18 protein-coding genes are annotated in these 18,978 nt (G+C 68.3%); 8 read left to right on the top strand and 10 right to left on the bottom strand.

Annotated elements, in window-relative coordinates; genetic code table 11:
• Positions 1-41: 41 nt before the first annotated feature.
• Positions 42-971 carry a nucleoside hydrolase gene (locus BMY69_RS03605; protein ID WP_090175359.1) on the bottom strand — a complete coding sequence of 310 codons (930 nt, stop codon included), beginning with the start codon at positions 969-971 and terminating at the stop codon, positions 42-44.
• Between the two features lie 48 nt (positions 972-1,019).
• Positions 1,020-3,908 carry a bifunctional [glutamate--ammonia ligase]-adenylyl-L-tyrosine phosphorylase/[glutamate--ammonia-ligase] adenylyltransferase gene (gene glnE, locus BMY69_RS03600; RefSeq protein WP_090175358.1) on the bottom strand — a complete coding sequence of 963 codons (2,889 nt, stop codon included), beginning with the start codon at positions 3,906-3,908 and terminating at the stop codon, positions 1,020-1,022.
• A gap of 175 nt (positions 3,909-4,083) precedes the next feature.
• Here glnE and BMY69_RS03595 point away from each other — a divergent pair, with 175 nt between their 5' ends.
• Positions 4,084-5,976, top strand: coding sequence for an LTA synthase family protein (locus tag BMY69_RS03595; protein WP_255364446.1), 1,893 nt, complete (start codon positions 4,084-4,086; stop codon positions 5,974-5,976).
• A gap of 80 nt (positions 5,977-6,056) precedes the next feature.
• On the opposite strand, the gene groL is transcribed toward BMY69_RS03595, so the two are convergent.
• Both groL and BMY69_RS03585 read right to left on the bottom strand, forming a co-directional pair.
• Complete coding sequence (gene groL / locus BMY69_RS03590) at positions 6,057-7,700, bottom strand: chaperonin GroEL (RefSeq protein ID WP_090056300.1); 1,644 nt, start codon at positions 7,698-7,700, stop codon at positions 6,057-6,059.
• 83 nt (positions 7,701-7,783) lie between these two features.
• Positions 7,784-8,077, bottom strand: a complete 294-nt coding sequence (locus tag BMY69_RS03585; protein ID WP_090175357.1) for a co-chaperone GroES — start codon at positions 8,075-8,077, stop codon at positions 7,784-7,786.
• Between the two features lie 198 nt (positions 8,078-8,275).
• Between BMY69_RS03585 and cutA the strand changes: the two genes are divergently transcribed.
• The 7 genes from cutA to accC all read left to right on the top strand — a co-directional run bounded on the left by cutA (position 8,276) and on the right by accC (position 14,592).
• Positions 8,276-8,599, top strand: a complete 324-nt coding sequence (cutA, locus tag BMY69_RS03580) for a divalent-cation tolerance protein CutA (RefSeq protein WP_090175606.1) — start codon at positions 8,276-8,278, stop codon at positions 8,597-8,599.
• A 70-nt stretch (positions 8,600-8,669) separates the two neighbouring features.
• Positions 8,670-10,898, top strand: a complete 2,229-nt coding sequence (locus BMY69_RS03575) for a protein-disulfide reductase DsbD family protein (protein WP_090175356.1) — start codon at positions 8,670-8,672, stop codon at positions 10,896-10,898.
• Positions 10,895-11,428 (top strand): TlpA family protein disulfide reductase, encoded by a 534-nt coding sequence (locus tag BMY69_RS03570; RefSeq protein WP_090175355.1) that lies wholly within the window; start codon positions 10,895-10,897, stop codon positions 11,426-11,428. The genes BMY69_RS03575 and BMY69_RS03570 overlap by 4 nt, the downstream gene beginning before the upstream one ends.
• A gap of 11 nt (positions 11,429-11,439) precedes the next feature.
• Positions 11,440-12,018, top strand: a complete 579-nt coding sequence (locus BMY69_RS03565) for a DUF1415 domain-containing protein (protein ID WP_090175604.1) — start codon at positions 11,440-11,442, stop codon at positions 12,016-12,018.
• Between the two features lie 231 nt (positions 12,019-12,249).
• Entirely contained in the window at positions 12,250-12,699 is a 450-nt protein-coding gene (gene aroQ / locus BMY69_RS03560) for a type II 3-dehydroquinate dehydratase (protein ID WP_090056289.1), read from the top strand.
• Between the two features lie 56 nt (positions 12,700-12,755).
• Positions 12,756-13,217, top strand: a complete 462-nt coding sequence (gene accB / locus BMY69_RS03555; protein WP_090056287.1) for an acetyl-CoA carboxylase biotin carboxyl carrier protein — start codon at positions 12,756-12,758, stop codon at positions 13,215-13,217.
• A 10-nt stretch (positions 13,218-13,227) separates the two neighbouring features.
• Complete coding sequence (accC, locus tag BMY69_RS03550) at positions 13,228-14,592, top strand: acetyl-CoA carboxylase biotin carboxylase subunit (protein ID WP_090056284.1); 1,365 nt, start codon at positions 13,228-13,230, stop codon at positions 14,590-14,592.
• Between the two features lie 148 nt (positions 14,593-14,740).
• Here the strand turns inward: accC and BMY69_RS03545 are convergent, their stop codons facing one another.
• The 6 genes from BMY69_RS03545 to gmk are packed head-to-tail and all read right to left on the bottom strand — an operon-like array spanning position 14,741 to position 18,852.
• Positions 14,741-15,037 (bottom strand): STAS domain-containing protein, encoded by a 297-nt coding sequence (locus BMY69_RS03545; RefSeq protein ID WP_090175354.1) that lies wholly within the window; start codon positions 15,035-15,037, stop codon positions 14,741-14,743.
• The gene (locus tag BMY69_RS03540; protein WP_090175353.1) at positions 15,034-15,708 is read right to left on the bottom strand and encodes an MlaC/ttg2D family ABC transporter substrate-binding protein; all 675 of its coding nucleotides are present in this window, start codon (positions 15,706-15,708) and stop codon (positions 15,034-15,036) included. The genes BMY69_RS03545 and BMY69_RS03540 overlap by 4 nt, the downstream gene beginning before the upstream one ends.
• A gap of 22 nt (positions 15,709-15,730) precedes the next feature.
• Positions 15,731-16,603, bottom strand: coding sequence for an outer membrane lipid asymmetry maintenance protein MlaD (gene mlaD, locus BMY69_RS03535; RefSeq protein ID WP_090175352.1), 873 nt, complete (start codon positions 16,601-16,603; stop codon positions 15,731-15,733).
• Between the two features lie 58 nt (positions 16,604-16,661).
• The gene (mlaE, locus tag BMY69_RS03530; RefSeq protein ID WP_090175351.1) at positions 16,662-17,429 is read right to left on the bottom strand and encodes a lipid asymmetry maintenance ABC transporter permease subunit MlaE; all 768 of its coding nucleotides are present in this window, start codon (positions 17,427-17,429) and stop codon (positions 16,662-16,664) included.
• A complete protein-coding gene (locus tag BMY69_RS03525) occupies positions 17,426-18,238 on the bottom strand; it encodes an ABC transporter ATP-binding protein (protein WP_090056274.1) in 813 nt (270 codons plus the stop codon). Before BMY69_RS03525 ends, mlaE begins: the two co-directional genes overlap by 4 nt.
• On the bottom strand, positions 18,235-18,852 hold the full coding sequence (gmk, locus tag BMY69_RS03520) for a guanylate kinase (RefSeq protein WP_090056273.1): 618 nt from the start codon (positions 18,850-18,852) through the stop codon (positions 18,235-18,237). Before gmk ends, BMY69_RS03525 begins: the two co-directional genes overlap by 4 nt.
• Positions 18,853-18,978: the final 126 nt, after the last annotated feature.

Below are 18,978 nucleotides of genomic sequence, written 5' to 3'. Positions count from 1 at the left end.
ACCAGCGCCCGGCCAGGGCGCAACCTGCCCCAGGGGCCGGCTCAGGCCCCCAGGGCCCCCGCGATCAGCTCGCCGAAGCGGGCCTGGTCGACCTCGAGCACGATGCGGGCGTTCGGCCGGCCGCCCAGGCGCCGCTGCCAGTCGACGACCGTCGCGCCGCGGGTCAGGCGGCCGTCCAGTTCGATCGCCACGTGGCGGGTCTCGGCGCGCAGGATCATCCCGGGGTCGATCGCCACGGCCATGGCCAGGGCGTCGGCGGCGATGAAGCCGGTGCGCTCGTGCTCGGCGTTGAAGCGACGGGCGGTGCCGAAGATCTTCTCGAAGAACGTCGCCCTGGCGTCGCCCGAGGCCACCCAGCCTTCGTAGACGTCGTCCGGGAACGCATGGCGCACCGTCGCCTCCCAGTCCACGAGGTCGAACATCGGAAACGCCTCGAACACGACGTGCGCGGCCTCGGGGTCGAAGCCGATGTTGAACTCGGCGGGGATTTTGCCGGTGTTGCCGTGACCCGTGACCGCGCCACCCATGATGACGAGGCGCTTGACGCGCTCCGGCAGCGACGGGTCGAGGCGCACGGCCAGCGCGAGGTTCGTCAGCGGGCCGAGCGCCACGAGCGTGAGCTCGCCCGGACGCTCGCGGGTCAGCCGCAGGAGCGCCAGCGCGGCGTGCTCGGCCTGCGCCGGATGGGCCGGCTCGTCGAAGCCCACGTCACCGAACCCGTCGGCACCGTGGACGAAAGCGGCATCCTCGTCCGGATCGCGCACCAGCGGCGACGGGCAGCCCGGGAACACCGGGGTGGTGGCGCCGATGAGCTCCACCAGCGTCAGCGCGTTGCGCACCGTATGCCCGAGCCCCACGTTGCCGGCGGCGACGGTCAGGGCGGACACGTCCGCATGCTCGTGCGCCATGAGAATGGCGAGGGCGTCGTCCACGCCGGGGTCGGTGTCGATCAGCAACGGGGTACGGGTCATCGGTATCGCATCCATGAGCGGCCGCACAGCATAGCGCCGCGCGGACGCTCAGGCACCTTGCACCGCGGCCTCGTCGCGTCGGTCGAAATCGAAGCCCAGCGCGGCCGTCACCTGGCGCACCGACGCGCACAGCGCCTCCAGTTCCGGCGTGCGCGCCGCGATGCGCGAGCGCAGGTCGAGCGTGCAGGTCAGCCCCATCTGCAACAGATCGGCGTGGGCCACGTGCAACGTATCGGCCTGCGCCTCCGTCAGAACTCCCACGTCGCGCAGCACGTCGATCAGGGCGCTGCTCGCGGGCGTGTCGAGGATCGACGGATGCGTGGCCGCGTGCGCGAGCACCATGCCCTGCAGCACGAACTCGATGTCGATCAGCGCACCGGGCCCCTGCTTGAGGTCGATGCGCGACGCATCCGAGCGATCGCGCTCCGCGCGCCAGCGGGCACGCATGGTGCCCACCTCGTCGTACACCCGCGCGACGTCGCGCGGCGTCCCAAGGATGTCGCGCCGGATGGCCATGAGCATGTCGCCCAGCTTCGGGTCGCCGGCCACGGGGCGCGCGCGCAGCAACGCCTGGTGCTCCCACGTCCAGGCGCGGTCGCGCTGATAGGCCTCGAACGCGTCGACGCTCGCGACCAGCAGCCCCTTCGAGCCATCGGGCCGCAGGCGCGTGTCGACGTCGTAGAGCTTGCCGGCATGCGTCTGCACGCTGAGCCAGTGCATGACGCGCTGGGCCAGCCGCTGGTACCAGCGCGTGCCGTCGACCGACCGCGGGCCATCGCTCATCGCGTTGGCGCGCCGGCCGTCGTAGACGAACACGAGATCGAGGTCGGAGGCGAAGCCCAGCTCCTCCCCACCCAGGCTGCCGTACCCGAGCACCGCGAAGCCGCTGCCCTCGCCGGGCAGGCGTCCGTGCTGGGCGGTGAGCTCGCGCGTGGCGAGCGCGAGGATCGCCGCGACCACGGCTTCCGCGAGGCCGCCCAGGCGCCGCGCGGTGGCTGTCGCGTCGGCCCGGCCGTCGTTGAACGCGAGACCGAGCCGGAACGCGATGCTCGAGCGGAATTCGTTGATGCGTTCGAGCTCGCGCTCGGCGTCGCGCTCGTCCAGAGCGCCGAGCGTGCGGGCGATCTCCGCGGCGATGTCCGCGCGCTTCAGCGGCAGCTTGTCGATGCGCGGGTCGAGCACGTCGTCGAGCAGCAGCGGCTGCGCGATGACGCGTTCCGCGAGGAACGCGCTGTCCGCGAACACGCTCGCCACGCGGCGCCGCGCGTTGGGCTGTTCGTCGAGCAGCGCGAGGTACGACGAGCGGCGCGCCACCGCCTGCACGAGGCGCAGCATGCGCAGCAGGCTCGCCGTGGGCGACACGCTGCCGCGCGCGGCGTCGATCAGCTGCGGCATCAGGCGTTCGAGGCGTTCGGCCGAGCGCGCCGACATCGACCGCACGGCGGCGGCCTGCGGCAGCCTGACCATCTCGGCGGCGACGTCGGCACCCGGCACGAAGCCCGACGCTTCCATCGCGGCGGAGGTCAGGGATTCGTCGCGCGCGGCCGCCCACAAGGCGATGTCGGCGACCGGCGCCGTGGCGGTGCCGCCGGCCTCCGGCACGAGGACCGCGGCGAATTCCGCGGAGACCGCGCTGCGATGGCGCGCCAGTTCCACCGCCAGCTCGTCCCAGCTCGCGTAACCGAGTCCAAGCGCCAGCCGCTCGCGCGACAGCGCGTCGTCGGGGATGTCGTGCGTCTGCGCGTCGCGCAGCATCTGCACGCGGTTCTCGAGGCGCCGGAGGAAGACATAGGCCGCGCGCAGCAGCTTCGCTCGGGCGGCGGGAATGTAGCCGCGTGCCTCGCAGGCCTTGAGGGCCGGGAGCAGGCCGCGCACGCGGAGCGACGGATCGCGCCCGCCGCGGATCATCTGTATGAGCTGCACCACGAATTCGATCTCGCGGATGCCGCCCGGGCCGAGCTTGAGATTTCCCGCAAGGTCCTTGCGTGCGACTTCGGCGTCGATCAGCGCCTTCATCTCGCGCAGTCCTGCGAACGCGGTGTAATCGAGGTAACGCCGGTAGACGAACGGCCGCAGCATGTCCTGCAGCTCGCGCCCGGTCAGCCGATCGCCCGCGACGGGACGCGCCTTGATCCACGCGTAGCGTTCCCAGTCGCGGCCCTCGCGCTGGTAGTACTGCTCCATCGCGCTGAACGGCAGCGCGAGGCGCCCCGCCTGACCGAACGGGCGCAGCCGCAGGTCGACCCGCGCGCAGATGCCGTCCACGGTGGGCTCCGCGAGCAGGCGCACCAGCTGTCGCGCTTCGCGGACGAAGTACTCCGCGTTGTCGAGCGGCCGCGCGCCGTCGGTCTCGCCGCCGTGCGCATAGGCGAGGACGAGATCGATGTCGGACGAGAAATTCAGCTCGTTGCCGCCGAGCTTGCCGAAACCCAGCACGACCATCCGCTGCGCCACGCCCGCGCCGTCGCGCGGCTGTCCGTAACGTGCGTGCAGCGCGCTCTCCGACCAGCGCAGCGCCGCCTCGAGGAGCGTCTCGTAGAGCACGCTGGTCGACGACAGGGTTTCATCGATGTCGTCCAGCCCGTTGACGTCGCGGAACACGATGCGCAGGGCCTCGGCGTGCCGGAACCGGCGCAGCGTCGCCATGCAGAGGTCTTCATCCGCCGACAGGTCGAGCGTGGCGCCGCGCGTGCCCGCATCCGCGCTCGCCCGCAGCCGCTCGAGCCCGGCAGGACCCAGAAGTTCCGGCTGTCGCCGCAGCACGTCGAACGCGAAGTCGGAGGCGAGCAAGGTGCGTCGCACCCGCTCGGCGACGCCGGCATCGTCGTGCAACGGAATGCGCGCAGCGCGGCACGCGGCCATCACATCCGCGTAACGGGTGTCGATCAGTGCGCGTAGTTCTGTGCTCTCGCGCTGAGCAGGCGTCGTGGCATTCATCAGGCGGTCATTGTGCACTACCCGCGACGGACGGCGCTGCGACGCCACGCGCGGGCTTTCCGACGCGTCGACGCGCGATTCTTCGCCGATTCGTCATATGACAGTCTGACAACCGATTCATGTCCGCTGCGTTACAGTCCACGTCCCTTGCGACAGGGGCCGAGCAGAGGACGTTATGACTTTCGATTCATCGCGTTGGCGCGACGTGACGACCCGGGCGGCGCTGATCGCCTGCCTTGCCGTGGCGTTCGTCCTCTACACCGGCTTCCTCGACGGTAACCCTGGCGTTTCCAGCATGGCGTGGGCGGAACGCCCGTGGCACCTGTTCGCCAACGCGCTCCCGGGACTTCTTCTCGCCTCGCTGCTCCTCGTGCTGACACGCCGCGCATGGCTGTCCTTCGGCGTGGCGTTCATGCTGCAGGGCGCGGTGCTCGCGGTGAGCGCGATCAAGATGAAGAATCTCGGTTCGCCGCTGTTGCCGGCCGATTTCCGGATGATCGAGCAGCTGAAGAACGGCGGGCTGCACCTCCTCGGTGGCTACCTCCCATCCGATCCCCTGCCCTACCTCGCGATCCTCGCCACGATCGCGCTGATCGTCGCGCTCGCGCGCTACGAGCCGCCCCTGTTCGCCCGCCGCACGCACGGTCGCCGCCTCGTGACGGGCCTCGCCGTCGCGGGCCTCTTCGGCACCCTGCTCGCGGGCGTGCCGGCGTGGACGGCGATGTACGGAAAGGACCGCCTGGGCATGCAGCCCTGGTCCGCGGCGAGCAACGCCGACCTCAATGGCGTCGTCACCAACATCATGCAGTTCCGGCTCATGGGCGCCGGCAAGGCCCGCAAACCCGACGCCGCCGAAGCGACGCGATTCATCGCCGACGCCGATGGCGACCTGCGTGCGCACATGGCGTCCGCCGCCACGAACGCGCGACAGACTCCCGACATCGTCGTGGTGCAGAGCGAATCGTTCTTCGATCCGGCGATCGTCAAGGGTCTCGACGACCAGGTGTTCGCCCCGAATCTCCATCGCCTCGCCAAGGAGGGGAGTGCCGGCCGACTGCACGTGCCGACGTATGGCGGCGGCACCATCCGGACCGAGTTCGAGGTGCTCACCGGACTCTCGCTCCGTTACTTCCCGACGATGCAGTTCCCGTACCTGCAGATGCACGCGGGCGTCGTGCCGGGCATGGTTCGCACGCTGCGCTCGCACGGTTACGAAACGATCGCCGTGCACGGCAACGACGCCGCGTTCTGGAACCGCACGACCGCCTTCCGGACGCTGGGCTTCGACCGCTTCGTTTCCCAGCCCGACTTCCCGAAGGGCTTCCGCCGGGACGGTGAATACATGGCGGACAGCGCGATGACCGACGAGATCATGGCGCAGCTGAAGGATTCGGGTCCACCGCGACTCGTGTTCGCGATCAGCATGGAAGCGCATGGCCCTTACGACAAGTCGATCAACATCGACGAAAAGGAGCGCGACGCGATCGACGTACCCGACGGGCTCAGCGCCAGCGCGAAGCTCCAGGTCCGCAATTACATCTACCACATGCGCCATGCCGACGCGGAACTGGGCCGTCTCGCGGAGCTGCTGAAGCAACGTGAGCGGCCGACGCTGCTGCTGTTCTACGGCGATCACCTTCCCGCGCTCACCGAGGCCTTCGATACGCTCGGCTTCGTCGACGGCGGCAACATGCTGACCCAGACAGTGCCCTACCTCCTGATCGATGCGCATGCCGACGGTCCGGCGCCGACGCACGGCGATCTCGCGTCGTGGATGCTCCCGGGTCGCCTGCTCGAGCAGGCCGGCGTGCACGACGACGCCTATTTCGCGCTGACGCAGGTGATGGCGCCCCGGCTCGCCACGCTGACCAACTCGCTCGGCGAGCAACCCGCCATCGAAGACCCGATGCTTAAGTACGCGGACATCTCGATGGGGAACATCGCGATGCTGCGCATGAAGCGGAAGCTGGATCCGCTCGTGGCGCAGTACATGACGGTCGGCGCGAGCACCGTCGCGCATCAGCCCGGCGACGAGGAAGCGCAGGCCGCCGCGGGCGCCGAGAACTGATCGAGTTATCGCTCCCACAAAAAAGGGCCTCGCTTGCGCGAGGCCCTTTTCGTTGAAGCGACTGCGTCGGGAAGCGGGACTTAGAAGTCCATGCCGCCCATGCCACCCATGCCGCCCGGGGCGCCATGGCCGTGGCCTTCGTCCTTCTTCGGCAACTCGCTCACGGCCGCTTCGGTCGTGATGATCGAACCGGCCACCGAGGCGGCGAACTGCAGGGCCGAACGCGTGACCTTGGTCGGATCCAGGATGCCGAACTCGATCATGTCGCCGAACTCGCCATTGGCGGCGTTGTAACCGAAGTTACCCGAGCCGTCCTTGACCTTGTTGACGATGACCGAAGCTTCGTCGCCGGCGTTCGTGACGATGGCGCGCAGCGGAGCTTCCAGCGTGCGACGGGTGATCGCGATGCCGAGGTCCTGGTCCGTGTTCTTGCCCTTGAGGCCTTCCAGCGCCTTGAGCGCACGGATCAGGGCGACGCCGCCGCCCGGGACCACACCTTCCTCGACGGCCGCACGCGTGGCGTGCAGGGCGTCCTCGACGCGGGCCTTCTTTTCCTTCATCTCGACTTCCGTCGCGGCACCGACCTTGATCACGGCCACGCCACCGGCGAGCTTGGCGACGCGCTCCTGCAGCTTCTCGCGGTCGTAGTCGGACGAGGTCTCTTCGATCTGCGCCTTGATCTGACCGATGCGCGACTGGATGCGCTCGGCTTCGCCGGCACCGTCGATGATCGTGGTGTTTTCCTTGGTGATCACGACGCGCTTGGCGCGGCCCAGATCGTTGATCGTGGCCTTGTCGAGCTGCAGGCCCACTTCCTCGGAGATGACGACGCCGTTGGTGAGGATGGCGATGTCTTCCAGGATGGCCTTGCGACGATCGCCGAAGCCCGGCGCCTTGACGGCGGCGACCTTGACGATGCCACGGATCGTGTTGACGACGAGGGTCGCCAGGGCTTCGCCTTCGACTTCCTCGGCGACGATCAGCAGCGGCTTGGCGGCCTTGGCGACGGCCTCGAGCACCGGCAGGAGCTCGCGGACGTTCGAGATCTTCTTGTCGTGGATGAGGATGAACGGGTCGTCCAGCTCGACCTGCTGCGACTGCTGGTTGTTGATGAAGTACGGCGAGAGGTAGCCGCGGTCGAACTGCATGCCTTCGACGACGTCGAGTTCGTTCTCGAGGCCCGAGCCTTCCTCGACCGTGATCACGCCTTCCTTGCCGACCTTGCCCATCGCGGTCGCGATGATGTCGCCGATGTTCGAATCGGAGTTGGCGGAGATCGTACCGACCTGCGCGATGGCCTTGTCGTCGGCCGTCGGCTTGGACAGGCTCTTCAGCTCGGCGACGGCGGCCGTGACGGCCTGGTCGATACCGCGCTTGAGGTCCATCGGGTTGATGCCGGCGGCGACGGCCTTGAGGCCTTCCTGGATGAACGCCTGGGCGAGGACGGTGGCCGTCGTGGTGCCGTCACCGGCCACGTCGGAGGTCTTCGAGGCGGCTTCCTTCACGATCTGGGCGCCGATGTTCTCGTACTTGTCGGCGAGTTCGATTTCCTTCGCGACCGAGACGCCGTCCTTGGTGACAGTCGGGGCGCCGAAGCTCTTCTCGAGCACGACATTGCGGCCCTTCGGGCCGAGGGTGACCTTGACGGCATTGGCGAGGGTGTTGACACCCTTCAGCATGCGAGCGCGGACGTCTTCGCCGAAGCGGACTTCTTTAGCAGCCATAAAAATTCTTGCCTCGAAAATTCTTGAATAAGGATGAAAGGGCTATGGAGTCTTGCGACTCGCCATCCGAAGACGCTGAGGAATCAGCCTTCGAGAATCGCCACGATGTCGTCTTCCTTCAGGAAGACCAGCTCTTCGCCGTCGACCTTGATCTCCTGGCCGGAGTACTTGCCGAACAGGACCACGTCGCCTTCCTTCACACCCATCGGGCGCAGCTGGCCGCTGGCGAGCAGCAGACCGGTGCCGGCGGCGATGACCCTGCCGCGGGTCGGCTTCTCGGTCGCGCTGTCGGGGATGACGATGCCACCGGCCGAGACGCGCTCTTCTTCGAGACGCTTGACGATGACGCGATCGTGCAACGGGCGCAGTTTGCTCATGACTTCTCCAAGCATGTGTTTGACGGATAAGGAAATTCGTCCACCCTGTTAGCACTTGGCCAGGGTGAGTGCCAGAATTTTAGCCAGAAGCCGCCCTGGATCGGAAGGGCTTCGGGATGCGCGAGAGATGGCGCCTCGGGCCAACCGTTCAAGGTCCCGGGTTCAAAAAAGGTGCGACAGGTGTCCACAATGCGACGCATGTCCGAACCCGTCGCCATCCTCATCGCCTGCCCGCCCGGCGAACCCGCCGCCACCCTCGCCCGTGGCCTGATCGAAGCCGGCCTCGCCGCCTGCGTGAACCACCTGCCCGGCGTGCGGTCCACCTACCGCTGGAAGGGCGAGATCGTCACCGAGTCCGAAGACCTGCTGCTGGTGAAGACGCTGCGCGAGGCGTTCCCGGCCGTCGAGGCCTGGGTCGTGGCGAACCATCCGTACGACGTGCCCGAGATCGTCGCGCTGCCGCTCGTGGAGGGCCACGCGCCTTACATGGCCTGGCTCGAAGCCAGCGTCGATGCAAGCTAATCAGGGTAGCGCCGGTCATAATGTCCGACGCCCATCGCGGTTCGTCACCGCACCGATCCACGGAGTCGCCATGACGTCGTTTGCCCGCTTCGCGCGGAACCTGATCGCCGGCCTCGGCCTGCTTGCCGCCCTGCCCGCGTTCGCCCAAGGCGAAGACGACCTGCTCCCCGTCACCCAGGCGTTCCGGCTGACGTCCGACGCGAGCCAGCCCGGCACCGTGAAGCTGCACTGGACGATCGCGCCCGACTATTACCTCTATCGCGGGCGTATCAAGATCGTGGCGGCGGAACCCGCGGCCGTGAAGCTCGGCGAGCCGACGCTACCGGACGGCCTGAAGAAACACGACGAGTACCTTGGCGACGTCGAGATCTACCACGGCGATATCGCCGCCACGGTGCCTTACACGCTCGTCGACGCCGGGACGAAGACCCTCGCGCTCGACGTCCAGTACCAGGGCTGCCACGAGGTCGAGCCGAAGATCTGCTATCCGCCGCACACCGAGCACCTGAAGCTCGCGATCGGCGGCCCGTCGACGATTCCCGCCGACACGCCCGTGGCGCCGGCCGCCAGCGCGGCCTCGCTGCTCGGCCCGCCCAAGGCCGTTCCCGGCACCGACGCCGAGCCGCTGCCGGCCGATCAGGCCTTCCGGTTCGAGGCGCTCGTGAAGGATCACGCCAGCCTCCTGCTGCGCTGGACGATGCCGAAGGACTACTACCTCTATCGCGACAAGACGGAGATCAAGGTGACCTCGCCGGCCGGCGTCGCCGCGGGCGAGCCCGACTGGCCGAGCGGCACGGCGCATCACGACGAACACTTCGGCGACACCATCGTCTACTACGACCAGGTGGAACTCCCGGTTCCGCTCACGGGCGCCGGCAACGCGAAGGACGTCGTGCTCGACGTCGCCTACCAGGGCTGCCTGGAGAACGGCGTCTGCTATCCCGTCATGAAGCGCCAGGTGAAGGTCGACCTGGCGGCGGGCACCGCGACGATCGGCGGCGGCAAGGCCGACGATCGGGCGGCCACGTCGGCCGAGGTCGCTCCGACGCCGCCGCCTCCCGGCCTCACGCCGGGCGGCGACGCGCCGGTCGGCATCCTCGCGGCCATCGGCCTCGCGCTGCTGGGTGGTCTCGTCCTCAACCTCATGCCCTGCGTGCTGCCGGTGCTCTCGCTCAAGGCGATCACGGTGCTCGAAAGCGGCGAGAGCCCCGCCGCCGCGCGTCGGCACGCGCTCTGGTACACGGCGGGCGTGCTCGTCGCGTTCGCCGCGCTCGGTCTGGTCATCGTGGGCATTCGCGCGGCCGGACACGGTCTGCAATGGGGCGCCCAGTTCCAGCAGCCCCTGGCCATCGGCCTGCTCGTCTACGTGATGCTGGCGGTCGGCCTGTCGATGTCGGGAGTGTTCGAGATCGGTGGCTCGCTCGGCAACCTCGGCGGTGGCCTGGCCTCGCGCTCGGACCCGTCCGGCGACTTCTTCACCGGCGTGCTCGCGGTCGTGGTGGCGAGCCCCTGCACCGCGCCGTTCATGGGCTCCGCGATCGCGTTCGCGTTCGCGGCCTCGTTGCCCGTGGCCTTCCTGATCTTCCTGGCGCTCGGCCTGGGCCTGGCGCTGCCGTTCCTCCTGATGGGCTTCGTCCCCGCCGTCGCGCGTCTGCTCCCGCGTCCGGGGCGCTGGATGGAGACCCTCAAGCAGGCGCTGGCCTTCCCGATGTACCTGACGGCCGTCTGGCTGCTCTGGGTGCTGACGAAGCAGCGCGGCGCGGATGCCGCCGCCCTCGTGCTCGGTGGCGGCGTGCTGCTGGCCATGGCCCTGTGGTGGTACGGCCGCAGCCGCGGCGGTCGCCCGCTCGCCTGGGTGTTCACCGGCGTGCTCGCGGTCGGCGCCGCCGCCGCGCTGTGGACGGTGCACGGCCTGCCTGCGGCCTCGGGCGCGACGGTCACGGCGCAGGACGGCTCCGTGCCGTATTCCCCCGCGAAGCTCACCGAACTGCGCGCCGCGGGCACCCCGGTGTTCGTCGACATGACGGCCGACTGGTGCATCACATGCAAGGCCAACGAGAAGGCGGTGCTCGACACCGACGCCTTCAAGGCTCTGCTCAAGCGCACCGGCACGGTCTACATGAAGGGTGACTGGACCGACGTCAACGCGACCATCGCGGCGTTCCTGGAGCAGTACCACTCGGTCGGCGTGCCGCTGTACGTCGTGTATCCGAAGAACGGTGGCGACGGCCGCAAGCTGTCGACGGTGCTGACCTACGACGGCGTCGAGAAGGCGCTAGAGGCCGCCGCCCATCCATGACGCGGCGACCGACCGCCTGGATCGTCCTGCTCGCCATCGCGGCGGCGGCGACCGGCCTCTACCTCGAGCACCGGCGGGCGCATCCGCCGCCGCCCGCCGGCGTCACGGTCGCGGACGTCGGCGACCTGCCGCCGGACGCGACGTTCGTCAGCGTCGAGGGCAAGCCGCGCCTGCTCTCGGACTGGCGGGGCAAGCGCGTGCTGATCAATTTCTGGGCCACGTGGTGCGCGCCCTGCCGCCGCGAAATGCCGCTGCTGAGCGAGAACGCGGGACGCTACCGCGAACGCAACGTGGCGATCCTCGGCGTGGCCGAGGACTCCGCGAACGCGGTGCGTTCATACCTCGCCGAACGTCCCGTCGACTACCCGATCGTGCTGGCGGACAACGACGCGCCCGGCGGCTCGCTCTCCTTCGGCAACATGCGCCGCGTGTTGCCCTATAGCGTCCTGATCGGCGAGGACGGGCGTATCCTGCGGCGCAAGCTCGGCACCTTCAGCCAGGCGGAACTCGACGACTGGCTCGGACGATGAACGACGCGCCCATGCAAACGACCCCACCCTCGCCCGACGAGGCCATCGACGCCACCCGGACGTGGCTGGAACGCGCCGTCATCGGCGTCAACCTCTGCCCGTTCGCCAAGGCCGTGCAGCGCAAGGGACAGGTCCGCTACGTCGTCAGCGAGGCCACGCAGCCGCTGCAACTGCACGCGGACCTCGTGCGGGAGCTGGAGCTACTGAGGGACACGGATCCGGAAACGACGGACACCACGCTGCTGATCCACCCCTACGTCCTCGGCGATTTCCTCGACTTCAACGAGTTCCTCGAGGTGGCCGACGACACCGTCGCCGACCTCGACCTCGAAGGCGAGATCCAGGTCGCCAGCTTCCACCCCGACTTCCAGTTCGAAGGCACGGCGGCGGACGACATCACCAATTACACGAACCGCTCGCCCTTTCCGACCCTGCATCTCCTGCGCGAAGCCAGCATCGACCGAGCGGTGGCCGCCTTCCCTGACGCCTCGGCCATCTTCGAGACGAACATGCAGACGCTCGACAAGCTGGGGCACGAGGGGTGGAGCCGGCTGTTCATACACGACAACGACGACACGAGCGGCTTGTAGGAGCGCACCTGGGCGCGATGGGTGCTTGCGGCGAGCACCCCCTCGCGCCCAGGTGCGCTCCTACAAGCGCCATCCCGCCGCATGGCGGCTCCTGCAAGACCATACGGCAGCGTGTGGAAAGTCGCGATCTCCAGCGAACTGCGCCGAACTCCACCGAACTGGACAACGCCGGGCGACAGGCGCACACTTCGCGGCGTTCCGGTGCTCCGGACCCTACGGTACAGGTGAACAGTGGCCAGGATCCTTGTCCTGCACGGACCCAACCTCAATCTGCTCGGCGTGCGCGAGCCCGCGGTCTACGGCAGCGAAACCCTCGCCGACATCAATGCGTCGCTGCTCACCCGCGCCCAGAGGGCGGGACACGACCTCGGCTATTACCAGTCGAACGCCGAAGCCGACCTCATCGGCCGCATCCATCAGGCGCGCGACGAGGGCACCGCCTGGATCCTGATCAACCCGGCCGCCTTCACGCATACTTCGGTGGCCCTGCGCGACGCGCTGGCGGGCGTGGCGATCCCGTTCATCGAGATCCACCTTTCCAACCCGCATGCGCGCGAGCCGTTCCGTCACCACTCGTACCTGTCGGACATCGCGGCCGGCGTGATCTGCGGTTTCGGCGGCGACAGCTACCGGCTGGCGCTCGAAGCCGCGCTGCTGCGTCTGGCCGTTCCGGCCGCCTGATTCCCTTTCGCGGGTGCGCCGCGCGCGCCCGCCCCACCACCAAGAAGGTTTGTCCCATGGACCTGCGCAAGATCAAGAAGCTCATCGACCTGCTCGAGGAATCGAACCTCGCCGAGCTGGAAATCAAGGAAGGCGAAGAGGTGGTCCGCCTTTCCCGCGTGCCGAAGGGCGCCGTCACGGTCGCCGCGCCGCAGGTGATGGCCGCGCCCGCCGCCGCCCCCGTGGCCGCGGCGCCGGTCGCCGCCGCGCCGGCCGCTCCCGCCGCGGACGCCGGCCTCCCGGCTGGCCACGTGGTCAAGGCGCCGATGGTCGGCACGTTCTACGCCGCCTCGACCCCGGGTGCCCCGGCGTTCGCCGCGGTCGGCCAGCAGGTCAAGGCCGGCGAGACGCTGGGCATCATCGAAGCGATGAAGATGTTCAACCAGATCGAGGCCGACGTGTCCGGTACCGTCGTCGCCGTGCTGGTCGAGAACGGCCAGCCGGTGGAATTCGACGAACCGATGTTCGTCATCGCCTGAGGCCCGACCCATGCTTGAGAAGGTCGTCATTGCCAATCGCGGCGAGATCGCGCTGCGGGTGCTGCGCGCGTGCCACGCGCTCGGCATCAAGACGGTCGCGGTGCACTCCACCGTCGATCGCAACCTGAAGCACGTCGGCCTCGCCGACGAATCCGTATGCATCGGTCCGGGTCCGTCGGCCGAGAGCTACCTCAACATTCCGGCGATCATCGCCGCGGCGGAAATCACCGACGCGGGCGCGATCCATCCGGGGTACGGCTTCCTCTCGGAGAACGCGAACTTCGCCGAGCAGGTCGAGAAATCCGGCTTCGTGTTCATCGGCCCCACCGCCGACGTCATCCGCCTGATGGGCGACAAGGTCGAGGCCATCCGCGCGATGAAGGCGGCCGGCGTGCCCTGCGTGCCGGGTTCCGGCGGTCCGCTCGGCGACGACGTCGACGAGAACATCCGCATCGCCCGCGAGATCGGCTATCCGGTCATCATCAAGGCGGCCGGCGGCGGCGGCGGTCGCGGCATGCGCGTCGTGCGCACCGAGGCCCACCTCGCCAACTCCATCGTCATGACCAAGCAGGAAGCCAAGGCGGCTTTCAGCAACGATCAGGTGTACATGGAGAAGTTCCTGGAAAATCCGCGCCACGTGGAGATCCAGGTGCTGGCCGACGGCCAGGGCAACGCCATCCACCTCGGCGAGCGCGACTGCTCCATGCAGCGCCGCCACCAGAAGGTCGTCGAGGAAGCGCCGGCGCCGGGCATCACGCCGGAACTGCGCGAGCAGATCGGCAAGGTCTGCGTGGACGCCTGCATCCGCATCGGCTACCGCGGCGCGGGCACGTTCGAGTTCCTGTTCGAGAACGGCCGGTTCTACTTCATCGAGATGAACACCCGCATCCAGGTGGAGCATCCGGTGACGGAGCTGGTGACGGGCATCGACCTCGTCCGCGAGCAGCTGCTTATCGCCAGCGGTCAGAAGCTCTCGATCCGCCAGGAAGACATCGTCCTCACCGGTCACGCCATCGAGTGCCGCGTGAACGCCGAGGATCCCGACACCTTCATGCCGAGCCCCGGCACGGTGAAGCGCTTCGAGGCGCCGGGCGGCCCGGGTGTCCGCGTGGACACCCACCTGTACGACGGCTACCGCATCCCGCCGAACTACGATTCGATGATCGGCAAGATCATCGTGCACGGCCCGGATCGCGCCACCGCCATCGCGCGCATGCGCATGGCCCTGGCCGAGACGGTGATCGAAGGCGTGAAGTGCAACATCCCGCTGCAGCAGCGGATCATGGCCGACGTCGGCTTCCAGCAGGGCGGACAGAACATCCACTATCTGGAAAAGCGCATGGCGGAGCAGAAGGAAACGCCACCGGCCGGTTGATGGCGCACAAAAAAATCCCGCCTCGGCGGGATTTTTTTTGGACTGGAAAGGTGGGAGCCGATCGTATCGGCGATCCCGCGGCAGCGGGCCCGATCGCGAGCACCCATCGCCGATGCGATCGGCTCCCACCCATCGGTAGGCTAGCCCGTCAAAGGAACGAGTCGACACCCGATACGCGCGCCAGCGCGTGCATGCCGGCGGGGATGTTCTCGACCGTCAGCACCCTGCCCTGCGTCCGGCTGTGCGCCAGCACGGCCAGCACCGTGGCGAGCCCTGCGCTATCGGAGGTGGTCAGGCCACCGAGGTCGAGACGCGACTGCCGCCCCTGGTCGAGCGCGCCGCGCACGCTCGACAGCGCCTCGGACGCCGTGGCGAACGTCAGCGCACCGGAGACCGCGAGGGTCTCCGGTGCGGGCGTGCTCAGTGCGAACGCGGCGGCGGTCACTGCTTCGCGCCACCGGCCTGCTGGAGCTCGTCGATCGCCGCGGAACCCTTCTGCTCGAGGTCGGCAGTGAGCTTGTCGAGGCCTTCCTTCTTGATCTCGGCATCGACCTGGTTGCGGTAGTTGGTGATGTACGAGATGCCTTCGATGATCACGTCGTAGGCCTTCCAGTCGCCGCTCGACGACTGGCGGAACGCGTAATCGACCGAGACCGACTTGCCGTCGTCGAGCATGACCTGGGTACGCACGACCGTGCGCTTCTTGTTGACGTCGCCGCTGAACGGCAGCACCTTCACGCGGCCACGCGTGTAGTTGAGCAGGCCTTCCGCGTAACGGTGCGTGATGGAGTTGTAGAACGCCTTCGCGAACCGCTCGCGCTGCTGGGGCGTCGCCTTCGTCGCGTTCTGGCCCAGCACGAGGATCGACGCGTAGTCGATGTCGAAGTGCGGCAGGAACGTGTCGTCGATGATGGCGATCAGCTTTTCCTTGTCGTTCTTCAGTTCGGCCTGGTGACCTTCGATGGCCTTGGCGAGGTCGTCGGAGATCTGCTGCACGACCTGCTGGGGCGGCTGCCCCTGCGTGGCGGCGGCCGGAGCCGCGGCCTGCGCGAAGACGGGCGCGGCGGCGGCGGTGGTCATGGCCAGGGCGATGGCGAGTGAAATCTGACGCAACATGCGGGTTGTCTCCTGACCGGCCTTACTTCTTGCCGGCGTTATCGGGTTGGGCAGCGCCCTGGGCGCCGGACTTGTTATCGCTCGGCGATCCGTTCACGAGGAACTTGCCGATCAGGTCTTCCAGCTGGAGCGCGGACTGCGTCAGCACGAAGCTGTCGCCCTCCGCCAGGAACTCCGGCGACCCGCCGGGCTGGATCGCAACATACTGGCTGCCGATCAAACCGCTTGTGAACACCGCCGCGGACGAGTCATCGGGTATCTGGGAGTAGCGCTTGTCGATCGCAAGGGTCACCGTGGCCTGGACCGCGCCCGGCTTCACCACGACGGAATCCACGCTGCCGATCGGCACGCCCGCCATCTTCACCGCCGCGCCCGGCTGCAGGCCGCCGATGTTGGTGAAGTCGCCGGTCACGTGATAGGTGCCGCCCAGGCGATCCGGGGCGCTGCCGCCACCGAAGAACTTGCCGAGCATCTCTTCCAGCTGCTGGGCCGGACGGGTCAGGCCGATTTCGCCGCCTTCCTTGACCGGGTTCTTCGACTGGCCGAACTGGATGCCGACGTACTGGTCGCCCAGCAGGCCGCTCGTGTAGATGGTGGCCACGGAGTCGTCGGGGATGTCCTTGTGGCCATCGTCGATGGCGAGCGTGACCTTGGCCTCCTCCTTGCCGGGCACCAGGTCGATGGCCTGGACCGAACCGACGCGCACGCCGGCGATCTTCACCGGCGCCCGCACCTTGAGCTGCCCGACGTTGGCGAAGCGCGTGTCCACCGTGTACGTGGAACCGCTGTGCGAATTGGCGACCGACGTGGTCTGCGTGGCGAGGTACGCCAGCGCGGCGAAGCCGAGCACGATGAACAGACCGGTGCCGACGGCATAGGAACGTCTCTGGGTCACGGCACGATCCTCGAATGCTTGGAAAGGGAAAGAGTGGTCATGGCGGGTCTCCGGTACCTCAGATCAGGAACGAGGTGAGGACGAAGTCCAGCGCCAGGATGGCGATGGACGAGGCGACCACCGTGCGCGTCGTCGCATAGGCGACGCCTTCGCTGGTGGGCGGCGTGGTGTAGCCCTGAAACACCGCGATCAGGGAGACCACGATGCCGAAGGCGATGGATTTCAGCAGGACGCCGTCGACGATGTCCTTGTGGACGTCCACCGCGGCGGTCATGTTCGACCAGAACGTGCCGTTGTCGATGCCGAGCCAGGTGACGCCGACCAGGTGGCCACCGAACACGCCCATCGCGCAGAACACGATCGCGAGCAGCGGCAGCGCGATGACGCCCGCGAGGAAGCGCGGCGCGGCCACATAGGCGATGGGGTCGACCGCCATCATCTCCATGGCGTCGAGCTGGTCCGTCGCGCGCATCAGGCCGATCTCCGCGGTGACCGACGTGCCGGCGCGCCCGGCGAAGAGCAGCGCGGTCACGACCGGACCGAGTTCGCGGTAGATGGCGATGGCCACGACCGTGCCGGTGGCCGACGTGCCACCGAAGATCGATAGCACGTCGTAAAGCTGCAGCCCTAGCACCATGCCGACGAACAGGCCGCAGGTCATGACGATGGTGAGGCTCATCGCGCCGACGAACCAGATCTGCCGCACCGTCTCGCGACCGTGGCGGAAGCTGCGCGGGATCGCCGCCAGGATCGTCAGCAGGAACAGCCCGCAGGCGCCGATCTGCGCCAGGCTGCGAACGACGACGTTGTCGTTCCCGTTGCTCATGCCTTGCCTCCGGGGAAACCGAGCGCGGTGGCGTAGTCGCCCGCGGGATACTGGAACGGCACCGGGCCGTCGGCCTCGCCACCGAAGAACTGCGCGGTCCACGGCGAGCCGTCGGTGGCCAGAGTGGCCGGCGCGCCCTGCGCCACGACCTTGCCGTTGGCGATGAGGTACACGTGGTCGGCCACCTTCTGCACGGCGGCCAGCTCGTGCGCGACGAGCACGCTGGTGATGCCCAGCGTCTGGTTGAGCGTGCGGATCAGAAGCAGCACCTGGTTCAGCGCGATGGGATCGAGTCCGACGAACGGTTCGTCGTAGAGGATCAGCGCGGGGTCGAAGACGATCGCGCGCGCGAGCGCCACGCGACGCGCCATGCCGCCCGAGAGCTCGGTGGGCATGAGGCGCGCGGCGCCGCGCAGGCCCACGGCCTGCAGCTTGGTGAGCACGATGTTGCGGATCAGCTCTTCCGGCAGGCGCGTGTGCTGGCGCAGCGGGAACGCGACGTTCTCGAAGACGTCGAAATCGGTGAGCAGAGCCGAATTCTGGAACAGGTAACCGATGCGCTCGCGCAGCTCGAACAGGCGTTCGCGCGACAGCGCCGGGACGTTCTGGCCGTCGAGTTCCACGCTGCCCGCGTCGCCGCGCATCTGCCCCGTGATGTGCTTCAGCAGCGTGGTCTTGCCGGTGCCGCTGGGGCCCATGATGGCCGTGACCTTGCCTCGCGGGATGTCGAGGTCGAGGTTGTCGAAGATCGTCTTGCCGTTGAGGACGGTGGTCAGGCCGCGGATGCGGACGATGGCGTCGTCGGTCATGGTGCGAGGAGCTCCTCGATCAGCGTGGCATGGCGATGCGCCGACCACGGCGTGCGCTGGCGCACGGCGCGCACGATCGCCTGGAGGTCGCCCAGGGCGTCCTCGAAGCGGTCGTTGACGATGATGTAGTCGAACTCGTGCGCGTGGGCGATCTCCTCGCGCGAGTTGAACAGGCGGCGCTCGATCACGTCCGGCGCGTCCGAGCCGCGGCCACGAAGTCGGCGTTCCAGCTCGACGCGGGACGGCGGCAGGATGAACACGCTGACGCAGTCCGGCTTGCCCTTGCGCACCTGGCGCGCGCCCTGCCAGTCGATTTCCAGCAGGACGTCGGACCCCGTCGCCAGCTTTTCCTCCACGACCGTGCGCGACGTGCCGTAGAGGTTGCCGTGGACTTCGGCGTGCTCGAGGAAGATGCCGTCGGCGATCTCGCGCTCGAAGTCCGGGCGCTCGACGAAGAAGTAATGGCGGCCGTACTGCTCGCCGACACGCGGCGGCCGCGTGGTGTGGGAGATCGACAGGGAAATGGTCGGTTCGCGTTCGAGCAGCGCATTGACCAACGTGGATTTTCCCGCACCGGAAGGCGCGGCCACCACGAACAGGGTGCCTTCGATCATCCGCGGGTATCTCGTTGGGGGTTCATGGCTCGCTCCCGGTGGCACCGGCGCGCCGACGGGTCGGCATCGGCACGCGTCCTGTTTGTGCAAAGGGGGATTGTACCGGGTTTCGCCTATCGGCCGCCT

The organism is Luteibacter sp. UNC138MFCol5.1, assembly GCF_900110505.1.
Lineage (GTDB): Bacteria > Pseudomonadota > Gammaproteobacteria > Xanthomonadales > Rhodanobacteraceae > Luteibacter.
This window is presented reverse-complemented; position numbering and strand designations above follow the sequence as displayed.